Annotated in this window: 10 protein-coding genes; 7 read left to right on the top strand and 3 right to left on the bottom strand. The window is 47.5% G+C overall.

The features are described 5' to 3' along the window. The first annotated feature begins 111 nt into the window (after window positions 1-111). The 7 genes from tig (at window position 112) to OXH00_03725 (ending at window position 14,759) form a co-directional block, all read left to right on the top strand. On the top strand, window positions 112-1,416 hold the full coding sequence (gene tig / locus OXH00_03695) for a trigger factor (protein MCY3740104.1): 1,305 nt from the start codon (window positions 112-114) through the stop codon (window positions 1,414-1,416). Window positions 1,417-1,629: 213 nt separating this feature from the next. Continuing rightward, a complete protein-coding gene (locus OXH00_03700) occupies window positions 1,630-2,232 on the top strand; it encodes an ATP-dependent Clp protease proteolytic subunit (GenBank protein MCY3740105.1) in 603 nt (200 codons plus the stop codon). 129 nt (window positions 2,233-2,361) lie between these two features. Beyond that, entirely contained in the window at window positions 2,362-3,900 is a 1,539-nt protein-coding gene (gene clpX / locus OXH00_03705) for an ATP-dependent Clp protease ATP-binding subunit ClpX (GenBank protein MCY3740106.1), read from the top strand. Window positions 3,901-3,980: 80 nt separating this feature from the next. Beyond that, window positions 3,981-6,428: an endopeptidase La gene (lon, locus tag OXH00_03710; protein ID MCY3740107.1), complete on the top strand. Its 2,448-nt coding sequence runs from the start codon at window positions 3,981-3,983 to the stop codon at window positions 6,426-6,428. Between the two features lie 155 nt (window positions 6,429-6,583). Next, window positions 6,584-6,874, top strand: coding sequence for a S4 domain-containing protein (locus OXH00_03715; GenBank protein ID MCY3740108.1), 291 nt, complete (start codon window positions 6,584-6,586; stop codon window positions 6,872-6,874). Between the two features lie 56 nt (window positions 6,875-6,930). Then, window positions 6,931-8,088, top strand: a complete 1,158-nt coding sequence (pdxA, locus tag OXH00_03720; protein MCY3740109.1) for a 4-hydroxythreonine-4-phosphate dehydrogenase PdxA — start codon at window positions 6,931-6,933, stop codon at window positions 8,086-8,088. A 188-nt stretch (window positions 8,089-8,276) separates the two neighbouring features. Continuing rightward, window positions 8,277-14,759 carry a C25 family cysteine peptidase gene (locus OXH00_03725; GenBank protein MCY3740110.1) on the top strand — a complete coding sequence of 2,161 codons (6,483 nt, stop codon included), beginning with the start codon at window positions 8,277-8,279 and terminating at the stop codon, window positions 14,757-14,759. Between the two features lie 54 nt (window positions 14,760-14,813). On the opposite strand, the gene OXH00_03730 is transcribed toward OXH00_03725, so the two are convergent. The 3 genes from OXH00_03730 to OXH00_03740 all read right to left on the bottom strand — a co-directional run bounded on the left by OXH00_03730 (window position 14,814) and on the right by OXH00_03740 (window position 16,422). Next, on the bottom strand, window positions 14,814-15,143 hold the full coding sequence (locus OXH00_03730; GenBank protein ID MCY3740111.1) for an NIPSNAP family protein: 330 nt from the start codon (window positions 15,141-15,143) through the stop codon (window positions 14,814-14,816). A 209-nt stretch (window positions 15,144-15,352) separates the two neighbouring features. Further along, window positions 15,353-16,027 (bottom strand): RraA family protein, encoded by a 675-nt coding sequence (locus OXH00_03735; GenBank protein ID MCY3740112.1) that lies wholly within the window; start codon window positions 16,025-16,027, stop codon window positions 15,353-15,355. 41 nt (window positions 16,028-16,068) lie between these two features. Beyond that, window positions 16,069-16,422 (bottom strand): nucleotide pyrophosphohydrolase, encoded by a 354-nt coding sequence (locus tag OXH00_03740; GenBank protein ID MCY3740113.1) that lies wholly within the window; start codon window positions 16,420-16,422, stop codon window positions 16,069-16,071. Between the last annotated feature and the right edge of the window lie 225 nt (window positions 16,423-16,647).

Genomic DNA, 16,647 nt, shown 5'->3' on the forward strand with positions numbered 1-16,647 from the left:
ACTTAGGATCTATTGGGGTTACGCCTCGTGAGGGTTCAAGTCCCTCCTCGCCCATGCTCGTATTAGATATAAAGTATCCGGGTTTTGAATGCCTGACGTGAGGACAAAAACTTGAGAGTTCAAATTGAAAGGTTAGACACCACGCAAGTCCGTCTGGACATTGAGGTGCCTTCTGAAGATGTTAATGCAGCATTAAAGGAAACTTATGAGACATTACGTACCCAAGTCTCCATTCCGGGTTTCCGAAAAGGGCGCGTGCCTGTCGCAATCCTCAAGTCAAGATTTCCTGATTACGTTAATAGTGAGGCTGTCCGGTATCTTGTCGCTCCTGCTTACGAAGACGCTATTTATAGGGAAAAACTGAATCCACTCTCCCAACCCAATTTCACACCCCCTCTTGATGAATTGCGAGTTAAAGAAAACGAACCGCTCGCGTTCTCAGCCACGGTTGATATCCGACCCAATATAGACCTCCCTCGTTATGATGAACTGGTAACCGATAAAAACCCGGTTAATGTACCTCGTGAAGATGTTGATGCCTATATTACCCGTCTACAGGCACAATCGGCAACTTATGAACCCCTTGACACTGAGCGTCCGGTCGAGGAGAAAGATTGCGTCCGTGTAGATTGGGAATGCTTAATTAACGGGGACCGGATTGAACCTGAATCGAGGCAAGATGTTGATATAGAACTCGGTGCCGGGGCGTTAAATGAAAAACTTGAGCAGGCACTGATTGGAATGCAGATCGGCGAAACAAAATCCGTCGATATTGATTTTCCACAAGAACATCCGATCACAGAACTCGCAGGAAAATCCGCACAATATGGTATCACGCTGCACGCTATTACACAGAAGCACCTGCCCTCCTTAGATGATGAGTTTGCGAAAGACCTCGGATATGAAAACTATTCACAACTTTATGGGCTGATATGGAACAATCTGGTCGAAGAAGAGACAAGTTTACATGTTGATAAGCAGAAAGCGGAATTATTGGAGCAACTCATTGAAAAAACTGATATTGCGATTCCAGAACCGTTAGTTGACCAATACGTGCAGCAGACGCTGCAGAATGTCAAGCTGCAATTGGCGAACGAACAGAGAACAGCCGAAGATGCTGGAATTAACATGGATACCTTGCCTGATGAACTCCGGCGAGATGTCATTCAGCAAACAAAACAGTCGTGGATCTTCGATACTATCGCTGAAGCGGAGGGCATTCACGTATCTGATGATGAATTGGAATACGAAATCCGTCGGGCGGCTGAGCAACAAAATCGAGACGCTCAAAAATACGCGGACCTCTTGAAGTCAAACAATCGATTGGAAGAACTTCGCGGTCAACTACAACACGAAAAAATTTATCAGTTTCTCATTCACAGCGCATCCGCTAAACAGTCGCTCATAATCGCCTGATTTTTTAAATATTGGGTTTCTGCTCCGATTTTTCCGATTTGACCAACAACTCGTGCCTTACACTATTATATTCGGAGTCGAGTTGTTGATCAAAAAATCGGGTCTTCTTTTAACTCCAAGTGGTTAGCCTCGTAATGAAATGGAGAGGCGGCTCCGTGACGAGAAATGTTCAAGTACCAAGTCGCTTGAGCCCTCCGCAAGGTAAATTAAAAAATGAATCTTGTACCTATCGTCGTTGAACAAACCAGTCGAGGCGAACGATCATACGACATATACTCTCGCTTGCTTGAAGACCGGATTATCATGATCGGAACACCGATTGATGATGATGTCCTCGCGAACATCGTAACTGCACAGATGCTTTTCCTTGAAGGGAAAGACCCGGATGCAGACATTGTGCTCTACATTAATACGCCCGGTGGCTCTGTTTCTGCCGGTTTGGCGATTTACGATACAATGCAGTATATCAAGGCAGATGTGCAAACTTGGTGTTTAGGTAGAGCGTATAGTATGGGAGCTATTTTGCTCGCTGCGGGCGCGCCTGGCAAACGCTACGCTTTGCCACACGCAAAAGCACTGATTCACCAACCGATGGCAACTGGGATCAGCGGTCAAGCCTCCGATATTAACATTCATGCGAGAGAAATCTTACATGAGCGAGATCGACTTTACAATATTTTAGCCGAACATACCGGTCAAGATGTTGACAAAATCGCTGCTGATGCCGATCGCGATTTTTATATGACTGCCGACCAGGCGCTTGAATACGGTCTTGTTGATCATGTTGTAGAACAGCGTACCGCAGAGAGGGAATAGCCATCGGCAGTCAGCAGTCAGCAAAGAAAAAAGGTTTTGTTAAACGATAACCTCTTAACTGACGGCTGAAAGATTTTTTGAAAAAAAATCGCCCTGACGGCTGATAGCCATTAAAAAAGGAGAACTTCTATGTCACAATCCGCCCATCGTGAAGTGTCTTGTTCTTTCTGTCAACAAGACAGTACACAAGTCCGCCTACGACTCCTTCAGGGCAGGGAAGCCAATATTTGTGTTGAATGTATTGTCCGACTATCAGCATCTACATCGGATAGTGCTTCATGTGCATTTTGTAGGCGCGATAATACTCACGTCGAAAGACTCTTTAATGGACTTGAGGCGAATATCTGTGAGAGATGTCTTACCGAGTGTATTGATCTCTGTAACGATATTCTCGCTCGTAAGCCAGACGGCAGCTTTGATCTATCCACGGAGGACTTCAACAAAGCGGAGGGACCGCACGAACAACACGAACGTGAAGATGACCAAGAGGAATCTGTCCAAGCGCGTGGACGCAGTGCTCGCCAACGTACCGAAACCAATACTGCAAATACACCGAACTCGGAAAGAAAAAATGAACAGGACGCACTCACAGTCCCCCCCTCACCTGCGGAAATTAAAGCAAAACTTGATGAATACGTAATAGGTCAAGAACACGCCAAAAAGACATTATCTGTTGCAGTTTACACACACTATAAACGTTTACACCATGGTGATATGACTGATGATGTTGAATTAGACAAAAGCAACATTTTGCTCATCGGACCGACAGGTACAGGGAAAACGCTCCTTGCGCAAACGCTTGCAAGGGTATTAGATGTGCCTTTTGCTATCACCGATGCAACAACCTTGACCGAAGCGGGGTACGTGGGTGAGGATGTCGAGAATATCATATTGAAACTGGTTCAAGCGGCGGATGGCGATGTCGCACGCGCTGAAACCGGTATCATCTATATTGACGAAATTGATAAGATTACTCGGAAATCCGAGAATCCATCGATTACTCGCGATGTATCCGGTGAAGGCGTTCAGCAAGCATTACTCAAGATTCTGGAAGGGACAACCGCGAATGTACCACCACGTGGTGGCAGGAAGCACCCTCATCAAGAGATGATTGAGGTAAATACCAAAAAGGTATTGTTTATTTGCGGCGGAACCTTTATTGGGTTAGATAAAGGCATTAAGGACAGACTCGGAAAGCAAAGTATCGGTTTTGGTTCGACTATCCAACCGAAAAGCGAAACCAAAATTCATGAAATTCTCGCACAGGTGACACCAAAAGATCTTATCAAATACGGATTTATACCGGAGTTGATCGGACGACTTCCAGTTGTTACGACGCTCCACGAATTGGATGCACCGGCGTTGATCCGTATTCTCACGGAACCGAAGAACGCGCTTGTCAAACAATATCGGCGTCTTTTGGCGTATGAAGGTGTGCAATTCCACGCGACTGATGGCGCATTAACCGCTATTGCTGACGAAGTCATTGAACGTGAAACGGGGGCGCGCGGGCTAAGAGCCGTTTTTGAAAAGATTATGCTTGATACCCTATATCGTCTCCCATCACTTGACGATGTTGAAGCATGCCATATCACCGAGGATTCTGTGCGTAACAGTGAACCACCACAACTCACTTATAGAAAATCCGAAGAACTTAAAACTGCTTAACGACAAATTTGTAAATGAACCGTTGCCACTTTGGCAAAACTAATATGCTGGGATTGATGCCTGGCGCTAGGACGAGAACTATGAATCCGACAGCAGGAAAAGAAAATGGAACCGTAAGTTTACCGGTTATTGATTTGTCCCCGGATTTCGATATGTATTCTCCTTTTCCGAAGACGAGATCCTTCCTAAATGCCGCTCGTAAGATGGGGATCCAGGCGACCCGTGCCGCGCTCCGCTCAAATCGGCGGATACTCCTCCTCCACCAAAAAGTGGAGTTGGAAGAAGGAGAAGATGTCGCTCCTGAACATCTCCACACTATTGGTGCTGTCGCGAATATCATTGAATCTTACGAACCTGGGGACGGCACTATCCGTATCGCTATTGCTGCAGAGCAGCGCGCGATTGTTCTCGGGTATACGAAAACGGCTGATTTCTTGCAAGCGGACGTGCAAATTATCCACGAAGAGATCGGGTTAGCAAATGCCGCTGAATCTCTTGTCAAAGATACTAAGAAACTTTTCAATGACTACGCAAAAACAAGGCAGAAGGAGCAGGCGCGCAACTCACAACCGCATGTTTTGACTTTGGAAGAAGTCAAGCAGCTTATTAAAGAGCAAGAAGAACCGGGACCTCTCGCAGATATTATTGCTGGATTTCTCGACCTCAGCGCACCAGAACGCCAAAATGTTATTGAGGAATTCAACCCTATTAAACGTTTACAAGTCGTCATACAGTTTTTGAACGATGCACTTGAGCGCAATGAACTCCGAGATGATATTCACAATCAGGTCCGGGAATCTGTCCAAAAGACCCACCGAGAATTCTATCTTCAGGAACAGATGAAGGTCATTCAGAAGGAGCTCGGCAGGGATGATATCGCTGAAGTCGATGAACTCCGGGAACAGGTCAAAAACGCCGGAATGTCCGAAGAAGCGGAAGAGAAAGCACTTAAGGAACTTGATCGGCTCGCACAGATACCGCCGCAATCTGCCGAATCCGGAGTTATCCGTACTTATGTTGATTGGATACTCGCCTTACCTTGGAAAGAGAGCACTGAGCATCAACTCCAACTTCCCGAAGCGCAACGAATACTTGACGAGGATCACTACGGGTTGGAGAAACCGAAAGAGAATGTACTCGAATACCTCGCTGTCTTACAACTCGTGAAGCATCTTAAAGGTCCTATTATTTGTCTCGTTGGGCCGCCGGGGGTGGGGAAGACCTCGCTCGGTAAATCGGTTGCCCGCGCGACCGGTCGGAAGTTTGTCAGAATGTCGCTCGGCGGCGTTCGAGATGAAGCTGAAATTCGCGGGCACAGACGTACCTATATCGGTGCTATTCCCGGACGTATCATTCAAGGGCTCCGTGATGTAAAGTCGAAAAATCCGCTCTTTTTGCTCGACGAGATTGATAAACTCAGTGCGGATTTCCGGGGTGATCCGGCATCCGCACTCCTTGAAGTTCTCGATCCAGAACAGAATTCCACCTTCCGCGACCATTACATGGATATTGCTTTTGATCTTTCCGATGTGATGTTCATCACGACCGCTAACACGCGGGTTACTATACCGCCTGCGCTCCAGGACCGGATGGAGATCATTGAATTGCCCGGTTATACCGATTTCGAGAAGCATAACATCGCTACCTTCACACCGAACGGACTTATCCCGAAGCAGCTTGAACGGCACGGACTTTCAGGTGAGAATATCACCTTCACAGACGAAGCTCTCTATGAGATGATACATAAGTATACCCGCGAAGCCGGGGTCCGAAATCTTGAGCGCACAATCACCACGGTCATGCGGAAGGTTGCCAGAGAGATTGTCACCGAAGAGACACCGGATCTCAACTTGGAAATAACACCCACCAATTTGAGCGATTATCTCGGTCCTGCGAAGTGGACGCGCACAAAAGCCGAAGAACGTGACGAAGTCGGTGTCGCTACAGGGATGGTATGGACACAGATTGGCGGTGATATTGTCTCCGTTGAAGCAACGACGATGCAAGGAGAAGGCAAACTGAGTATGACTGGGCAGCTTCAGGAAGTCATGCGTGAGTCTGTCCAGACCGCTGTCGCCTATATCCGTTCGCGTGCTGAATCCTTCAGGCTTTCTAACAAGCAGTTTGAGCAGCAGGATATTCATATCCACATTCCAGAAGGCGCAGTCCCAAAAGATGGTCCCTCCGCGGGGATTACCGTCGCCACGGCGATCCTCTCCGCATTCACAGGTAAGTCTGTTCGTAAAGATATTGCTATGACTGGCGAAATTACGCTCCGCGGTAGAGTGCTGCCTATCGGTGGCTTAAAAGAGAAAGCACTCGCTGCCTACCGAAACGGTATCTTTGACATCATCATTCCTGTGGACAACGAGAAAGATGAAGTTGACATCCCTACAGAAATTCGCGAAGGGATCCGTTTCCATAAAGTCAACGATATGATGGAGGTACTGGAATTGGCACTGACAGAACCTGTTGTGGATCCCGAGGTTCCTGTAGAAATGCCAGTCGCTACACAGCCATCTGTGTAAGATAGTTGTCAGTTGTCAGATCGTTTTTTCTCTGGCCGAGAAAAAACTGTCAGTTGTCAGTTAAAGAAGGTTCTGGGCTCACCCAATATTTTTAGACAATCCGAAACACTCTTAACCGATAACTGATAACTGAAAACCGATAACTCTAAAAAAAAATGCGGTTAGATAAATTCCTGCAGGTCAGCCGCCTTGTAAAACGGCGGACAATTGCTAATACCCTCTGTAGCAAAGGCGCAGTAAGCGTCAACGGACACGTTGCAAAAGCTGGAAAAATGCTTTCTGTAGGTGATGTAATTCGTATGCCGGGGTCCCCGCCCGCTACTGCGGAAAGGCATCCAACAGGCATTGAGGACGTGCCAGAGTCTGAATACGAGGTTGTTGAGTTACCCTCTGGAAACGTCTCACGTGCGCGCGCTACAACACTCTACCGCCAAATAAACCCGTAGCCTCCATCTCCTGATCGAGGCACCGCTTGCTTCGATTAAAGGAGAAAAAAATTGCAATGACTCGCACAGAAACGCAAATCCAATCTGAAGTCACTGCGTTTCGGAATCCTCGCCCGTTAATGCGGGGCGAAACGAATACGCAGCATACCCCAAATAGACCTAAGGTTGGGCTAACAATGGGAGATGCAGCTGGCATCGGTCCTGAAATCATTATCAAGGCACTTGCAGATAAAAGTGTATATTCAATGTGCCAACCGATTGTCATTGGAAGTCCTGCTATCCTTCAGAATGCTTGTCAATTTATATCCACTGGCACCCCCGAATTAAAATTTAATGTTATCAAGACACCGATACAAGCAAGCACAACGCCCGGAACAATTGATGTGCTTGATGTCTCTTCAATATCGCCTGAAGAGATTTGCCTCGGCACTATAGACGCGCGGGCAGGCGCTGCTGCTGTCAAAGCGATTGAGGTCGCCACACAGTTTGCGATGCAGGGTGAACTTGATGCTATCACGACTGCTCCAATTTGCAAAGCAGCCATAAACCGCGCAGGGATCCCCTACTCAGGACACACGGAAATGCTTGCGGCATTCACGAATACACCTGACGTAGTAATGATGCTCTGTACGCCTGAAGCATTAGCCCCAAAACCCACTTTGGAGACCGCAACACCCTATGTAGAGACGGAAAATAATCAAGTCGCTTTCGCAGTCTCTTTCGTGACGAACCATATCGCATTGGCTGACGTTCCGAAACATCTCTCTGTTCCAAGGATTGTGAACGTCATCCGAATCACGCAACAGGTGCTGACCCGCTGTGGTATTTCTGAACCCCGACTGGCCGTTGCGGGCCTAAACCCTCACGCGGGTGAGAGCGGTATGTTCGGAGAGGAGGAGGCGCGTTTTATCAGTCCAGCTATTGCCCAGGTCCAAACACAAAACGGGACGATAGACGGTCCGCTCCCTGCCGATGTGCTTTTTGTCAAAGCAAATCAGGGACAGTGGCACGCCGTTATCGCTATGTATCACGACCAAGGTAATATTCCGATAAAACTTCTCGGCTTTGGGAAACTTGTAAATGTCACCTTAGGCTTACCAATAATCCGTACGAGTGTAGACCACGGCACAGCGTTTGACATAGCCGGTAAAGGTATCGCTAATGAGAGCAGTCTTGTTGCGGCATTAAACTGCGCTTCACGACTCGCGAATTAACCATCAGCCGTCAGTAGCCACCAACAAAGAGGTGATTAGCAAGAAAAGATTGCTAATTATGGTAGATTTTAGAATTAAAGAGGCACTGTAAAGCAACAAAGTTAAAAAAGTTCGTTAGTGGAGACGGACCGTTTTCGCTGTTGCCCGTTTATTTCTTTAATTCACGATAGGAAGAATCGTAAAACGCCATGAAAAAGACGCTTATTTTTTTCGCCATAGTCCTTACACTTTCTACTGTTCCGATGCTGGTTGCCGTAAGTCAGACACAGTCAGGATCCCTACCCGTTACTGGAGACGAAGTGCCACCGCTTCAGATTCTGGCAATTACAGCGGACACTCTCACAGCACGTTTCACCCTACCAAAACTTAAGATAACGACACACACTTCCTCTACTGTAGATAATTCCGAAGGTGTGGTAACTGATATTCGTTTTGCAGGCGCGGATCGGACGCTTGACGTAGGCAAACCCCAACTGCCCATTTACACACAACGCATTGGAATCCCTGTCGCAGGAACGCCAGTTGTCACCATCATTGAAGCGCGTTCGGAGATGAGGATAATCGAAAATGTGGGTGTCACACCTGATGATCCAGTCTTTCCGACTCGGGTTTCCAGAAGTTCCTCACGGACTTCCGCCAAATTTTATCCCACGCAGCTTGTAGAGGTCATCCCTAGCGGCTTTGTGCGAGACCAGCGCATCGGCAGTTTGCAAATCAATCCCGTGCAATACAATCAGACGACGAAGCAATTAAAAATATTTCCGTCTGTGACGTTCCGTGTGCATTTTCCGGGGGCGGTTATTGGCGGCACTATTCCTACAGCACCTTCTACTTTTCGAGAACCTCCGCGTGCCTTTGAGAGTCTATTCCAAGAAACGCTGCGTAACTATGAGCAGGCAAAGTCGTGGCGAAAACAACGCCGGACCTCTTATAGCATCACAGATGGAAATCACGTTCCTGGGGCACCACCGCTAATTAATGCGAATACGCGCCGTTTTAAAATCCCTGTCGCTAAGACAGATATGTATCGTATTACCTATAACAACATTAAGGCACATACTGGCATTGAACCAGAGAGTATAGACCTTGATACACTTCGATTGGAGAGCAGTGGACAGAAGCAAGGCGTCTATATTTTCGATGAAAACGAGAACAATACACTTGACCCTGGTGAGCAGATTATCTTTTATGGTCGGGCATTAGCAGACAACAAATTTACTGATGAAAACGTTTATTGGCTCCGTTTCGGCTTACGCGGAGAACCAAACGCGGGTTTTGAAACATCCCGCGTGGAGGCGCGCGACGGAAGTCCGCGAACGCCAAACTTAATATCCCCTAAAGCCTTTTTAACACGCGTTCGCTTTGAGGAAAATAGACATCATGACGCCTTAGCCGGTAATGATATTAAGTCTGAACTTGCAGACCACTATTTCGGTGTTGCTTTCCGCGGTGGAAATATTAATACGAGCCGAAAAGATTTTCCTATAGAACCTAAAGACATTCCGGGAGCAATACCACGGCTTCAAATTGATCGCATTGGTACTTTGCGTATTAAATTCCAAGGTGCCTCTCGCAAGGGGAGTGCACGCCACATCGCTCGTATCACCTTTAATAACAAGATACTTGGTAGGGATGAGGAGTGGAAACGTCAAGCTTCGCAGACCGCAACCCGCTACATCTCACACAATTCACAGAATCTCATCTTCCACGATACGACGAACTACATGCGCATTGAGGCATTCGATGACAACGATACGCCGCCAGGGTCATACGATTTCTACCTCGACTGGTATGAGCTTGACTATTGGCGGGACTTTCAGGCGGAGTCCAATCGCCTTGAATTTAATACCAATACTGAACCGCTCAACGGTGGGCAAGTTCAGTACCGAGTTGGCAACTTCTTTAACGACACAATAGACGTATATCAGTTGGATGAAAACGGAATTACAAGCAGACTCACTGACGGTAAAGTCGTTCGAACGGGAGCGACTCGTCGGATTTTGTTTGAGGATACTGTTAGCCAGTATCGACGCTATTTTGTAATAAGTCGTAGTGCCTATAAAAATATCAACGCACTCGTTCCGACACCACCGACAGCGTTAAGGAACCCCGCTAACCAAGCTGACTATGTCGTCATTACACACTCGACTTTCGCCGAAAATATTCTTCCGCTCGTCGAATTCCGGCGTTCGCAAGGTTTAACAACTATGGTTGTTGATATTGACGATATTTACAATGAATTTAGCGACGGTCTCTTCAACCCCTTTGCGATCCAGAAATTTCTACGATATACCTATCATAATTGGCAACAACCTGCCCCTACGTATGTCCTCCTCGTTGGAGATGCACACTACGACTACAAGGGAGCCACTGTTGATATCTACCGCCAAGATCCGACGTTCCGAGGCACCTATAACCTCTATCCCAACTTCGTGCCGACATACCATGGTTGGGCACCCGCGAGCGGTGAAACTTCTATGGACCAGCGTTTTGTCAATATTAGTGGCGAAGACCCTTTGCCGGATATGTTTATTGGTAGACTCTCGGTGCAAACGCCCGAAGCCCTCACAACCATGGTTCAAAAGATAATTGATTATGAAAAAGATCCGAAGATGGGGGTGTGGCAAGGCACATTAATTCAGGTAGCAGATGACCATACAGACAAACCCAACGATGGTATCTTTGAAGAGTCACGCGATGAACTCATACAGGAGGTTATCCCTCCCGGATACGACACGCGCCAAATCTACCTCCGAAAGATTGGGAGCCCTGACAATACACGTAGGATGATCCTCTCTGCTATCAATAGAGGCGCGCTTGCAATTGAATATGCTGGACACGGTGGAAGCCAGACCTGGGCAGATGAATCTATTTTCCGTATTGAGGATGCCGCCGATTTGCGGAACCAATACCTCCCCTTTGTTATCACAACGACCTGTCTCAATGGACAGTTTGATAAACCACAACAGGCTGGAAATTTTTGCCTCAGCGAACAGTTTCTGTTAGGAAGGTACGGTGCTATTGCGGCACTTTCGGCAACACGGCTCACCTACGGGCAAGCAAATGCTGAGTTTGACATAGACCTCTTTGAAGCCTTGTTTCGTGTTGCTCAGGAGTCGCCAGAATTGGTGACTAACAGTCCGCCCTTACAGCCAACGATAGGATCTATTGTTGCTGATGCCAAAATTAGTTTTCTCAACCGGATTCGGAATATAGATTGGATTCCTGGAACCGAATCATATACACTTTTTGGTGATCCGGCATCTCGCCTTGCCCGTCCCCAACTTGACGTAAAGGTGGAGTTGGAACGCGTCGCGCTCAACGATACACATAAAATTGTGATTAAGGCGAACGAGATAGGCGTGATCCGAAATTCAGGAATCGAAGGTACAGGCGGCGTGAGCTTCACGCGCGCATCCGATTTTAGCACAGAAACATTTTTTGCTTTCGCAGTCTTTGCAAATAATTTTGATGACAATCTACGCAATAACCTCACGCGACGGGTAGGTGGCAACGTCTGGCAGGGAGAGTACGGAACTGTGCGGATCGATGTCCCAAACAACGCGTTACCCGGCAGTGGCTTTGCCCGTATTTTTGCTTATGACGACAGCCGTGCTGCTATCGGTGGCACCCGATTCTGGATAGATACACCTGTTGTATACGACATCCGTGAGACGCTTGATACCAAAGTCACGGATACCCTTAATATCAGTGCCCTCGTCCTTGATGACAAAGGACCGGGTGGCATACGAAGTATAAGCGTTTTATGGGATAATACAGCCACCTTCGTAGACGTCGTGACACCTATGGTCCCTGCCCGCACACCGCTTGGTGATGTTCCACCCGGTGGGCGCTGGTATGAACTTCAGACACCTATTCCACTCCCGAAAGGTGGATTGCAGATACGTTACCGAATTCGCATTACCGATAGTACGGGACATGAAGTCGCCATTCCATCGAAACAAGAACGCAACATCGTCAGAGTTCCTGAGGGACCGAACCTGGCAATCGGCACTGACAAGGTAGATAGGGCCCCTATCCGATATACGTTTGATGAGAAGAAAAACGGTTACCAACTCATAGCAGAATTGATCAATAACGGTGGTCGTCCTGTGTTGGCGGATATTGAGGTCGTATTTGCTGAAGAAAACCCTGACGCTGATGGAGACCTTATCGTTGATGAAACCGCGGATGTTCTTGGGACCGTAGTCGTGAAAGCCACGGATTGGGTAGAAGGGACGTACGTATGGCAACGCGCGACGGCTATCTTAGACCTCAAGACCCCACTTGAGACGGGTGTCCACAAAATTTATGTCCTGGCAGACCCAGAAGACCCGAGTATTGAAGATAAAATTGATGGGAATGTCGAAGAAGCACGTCTCTATGATAACAAGCAGCATGTCTCTTTCATCGTCAACGATTTTAACTATCGACTCGAGGAAGAGTTAACAGCCTTTAGTTTAGACAGGGTGTTTGAGATCCATTTCCCGCCAAACGCGCTTGAAACCGAAACGAAGGGCACGGTAAGTATCCCACTTGCTGTTACATCACAATCACCACCGGACCCGACACAGCCTGATCTCCAATTTGCCCCGATTCCCCGTGTCGCTGCGCTCCGGCGCGGACTCATTCGGCAAGATAGGGCTGTCGCTCAATACTATGAACCCGCATTTCGCACAGACGCATCAGTGCTCGCGAAACCTGCCGAGATCAAGCTCCGTTTTGATGTAAGTGCTTTGGAAGACATCGTACGAGAGGGAAAAGGACTTCAGCCTGACAATCCCGCATTTAAGCATGAATTTACCGAGGTCGCGAACCAGATAGCAATTTATGCGTGGCAGGCAAATGTCGAGAGAGGCCCACAATCGGAGTCTGCTGCTGAGGAGGCGGATGTTAACTTGTCAGCATGGCGACGGTTGCCATCGAAAATTAACTACACCTCTGAAGGCGACTTTCTGCTGGAAAATTATATTACACCCGTACAGATGGAAAATGCAAGTCAACAGAACCTAAAAGCTGATAATATTACCATCAACCCAAACCTCACGCCGGCAGGCACTTGGGTTATCATTTTTCTTGATGGTAGTGAGTACGAAGTATTTCTCAAGCGGAAGGAGGAATCACGGAGCCAGAAGCTTGATAGGACTGGGCAACTTGACAATCCGTTCAGGGAGGAAGCATTTGGTTTAGAATTACGGATTCCACGGCAAGAGAACCCATCTCTTGATGTCAATTACGCCTTTGAATTTGCCGACATCCTCGCTTTTGAAACCGACTATGATCCCCAAGGCGATGTCATCCTTACACGCACGTGGAATACGAATCTCGGTAACGGCAGTGCAACGGTAAATAGTAGGCTTGGACCGAAAGCGGAGTTTGAGACAGGCGACTGGTTCATTTTTTTTACCGATCCTAATTACTATGAACTCCGTGATACTTCTAACGAACCTTCCTATTTTCCCAATGGTGTCAAAATACGCGGGAAGATCAACGAACCTATTTTCCTTACCCATCTCGGCTTTGAACTGCTCGTCACCGCGAGTTCCGAAGAATTTGATTTAGGCGATAAGTTTAAATTCAGTAGTGCTCGCGTCGCTACAATTACAACGGATGTCCCTAAACTCACACGGTTTGCCCTCATGCGTAGCACCGATACCGAACCGCCTACTTTTAACCTCTGGGTAGATGGTCTCCAACCACAAACCGGTAGCGTCATCGCCCCGCGCCCTACTATCTCTATTGTGCTGCAAGATGCAAACGGTATCGATACAGAGTTCTTCTCCCTGCAAAAACAAAAAGATGGTGGACCTTTTGAATCTGTTAGCGACTACGAACTCCGTACACAAGGTGGTATTCAAACGGTCCCAATTGATTATCGACCCATACTCTTCCCGGGCGAGTATACTTTCAACATTGGCGCACAAGATTTCAACAGAAACACTATCGGTGGTGATGACGGTGTTGTTAGTTACAGATTTTTTGTCATTGAAGCTCCCGATATCACACCACCGACTATTGACATTCAAGTCGGTGCGAGCGATAGAGGTTCAGGAAACGAAATGCTTGAGGAGCCTTTGACAGACGGCGCAGTACTCACAGAACAACCCCGCTTCAAGATTACCCTCACCGATGATAATGCACTTGATGAAACCACTTTTCGATTCAATTTTGGAGGTCTGTATGAGGGACTTGAACCATTAGATGCCAGCAATTACATGCAAACTTTTGATCCGGCTGCCCCCGTGAGTGCCGATATCACCTATGCCCCAGACCTCGCTAATGGGGAATATCAACTCCAGATTACTGCGGCAGACACCAGTGAGAACATAGCAGAGTTTGTTACGACCTTTACCTTAAATGAAAAAGTCACGCTCAATGACGTGTTCAATGCCCCGAATCCTGTGGATCGTACATTTGGCGGGAAGACTTTTTTCACCTATCACCTTGCACAGGCACCTGACAGCGTTACAATCAAAGTTTATAGTGTTAACGGTAGACTCCTCAAGACACTCGAGGATGTGAGCGCGAACCGCGGCACCAACGAAACCGGTTGGGATTGCAGAGATGAAGCAGGTGTGCGGTGTGCCAATGGTGTATATTTTTATCGTGTCATTGCCAGCACCGAAAATAGAAAAATAGAAAAGGTCGGAAAACTCGCCATCTTACGATGAGAATGGCTGTCGGAAACCGTTAGCCATTAGCGGTCAGTGAGAGCGGGCACCCCTCTATTGTAAGGGCGAATAATCTGTCGGTTCAAGTATCTTTGAACTTGCCACATTCACCAGCGGACCACCGACTTCCGTTAATCGTTTCGCCGCTTGCCACTCTGGATCGGCGATGAATGCATCCCACGCGCGCTGATAATGTCCGAGATCGTCAAAGGCAAGCATATAGACAAGTTCCGTTGTCGTTGCCTCACCGATAGCAGTTTCCCAAAACCCGATAACCTTCATACCGTGCTTCTCGAACAAAGGGAGTGTAATATTTGCAAACCGGTCATTCAGGTTTTTCATCTTCCCAGGTACGACCTGATACGTGCGTAATTCATAAATCATTTTTTAACTTTCCTTGCGGTTCGTTAAGGCGGATTTTGCGAAGAAGGCTTCTCTCCGTATATCCAGCCTGGTCTGCTTGGGTTACGTCCTAAGAACAGCCATCAGAGGAAGGGTTATCAGTTTGCCTCACAATGAGAGTCATCAGTTAAGAGAAACTTGAACAGTCAAACAACCTCTTTAACTGAAAACTGAAAACCGATAACTATTCATCACAGAATCCCGTATTTGTCATAAACTTCTCGCAGCGTTGCACCGGCGCGAAGCTCGTCGCGGGTCCGATTCTCTCCGCTTACTTTTTCCAGCGCAGCTTCAATCACGGTTGCTTCCACCGCTTGTGGGATCACAACAACACCATCAGCATCGCCGAACACGATATCGCCAGGATCAACCGCGACACCACCACATTCAATCGGAACGTTATACGCTATGACATCGCCGCGTCCGTTAGAGTCAACAGGCGACAATCCTGTCGTGAACACCGGAAACCCCATCGCTAAAATCTGGCGTGCATCTCGGATAAACCCTTCAATGATGGCACCACGCGCCCCACGTGCTCGCGCCGCTGTCGAGAGGAGTTCCCCCCAAAAACAGATGCGGGTACTCCCGTTCGTTGAGCAGATAAGAACATCGTCCTGTTTGAGGCTATCCACCGCCGCGATTTCCTGCTGATACGGTTCATCTGGAATCTCATAGACCTCTACACACAGCACAGGCATCGCGCGACCGACGACAATTGTCGTTGGGTTAAGGGGGCGGATGGTATGTCGCAATACCTGCTCGCGGTACCCGGCTGCGTCGAGTGCGTCCGAAATCACAGCGGCATATAACTGCTCTTCCATCATATCAAAGAGTTCTGTATCGTTGCGCCACTCAAAAGTTTCCATAGTTTATTGTTTATCTCCGCCAGCGGCTCGCTGCCCGATACTCAGTTTTTCTGGAGTTTTGGGTTTCCGCTGTGCCGTTCCTTATCCCGTCGGGTCTTTTTCTCCAAGTTTTTTTTGAAGGCATCTTCAAGTTCAACCCCTGTCTGATTCGCAAGACAGATAAGCACAAACAGGATATCCGCTATCTCCTCACCAATATCAAGGTCTTTCTCGTTTTCCTTGAAACTCTGCTCGCCATATTGACGCGCCATAATCCGTGCTAATTCTCCGACTTCTTCCATGAGAATGGCAGTATTGGTTAATTCTGAGAAATACCGGATTCCAAGGGTGTGGATCCAGTCGTCTACAATCTTTTGGCAATTTTCGAGTGTGTAGTCCATATCTATGAGTTCCATCTCCACTCTGGTAAGGTGTATTCAAGACTTACGCGACCTTTAAGCATTTTAGTGCGACAGCACCTGCAGCACAGAATTTGCCTGAATCCTAAACGCTTCATATTGTAGCATCTTCCGCGATGAAAGTAAACTTTTTTCTCTTAGTGCCCGTTCAAATGGACAATTAAAACCAGAGCCATTCAGTTTTCATAATGTACTTTTTTCATGAGTTGAAGAGCTTGCCAA

Source organism: Candidatus Poribacteria bacterium, from assembly GCA_026706025.1.
GTDB lineage: Bacteria > Poribacteria > WGA-4E > WGA-4E > WGA-3G > WGA-3G.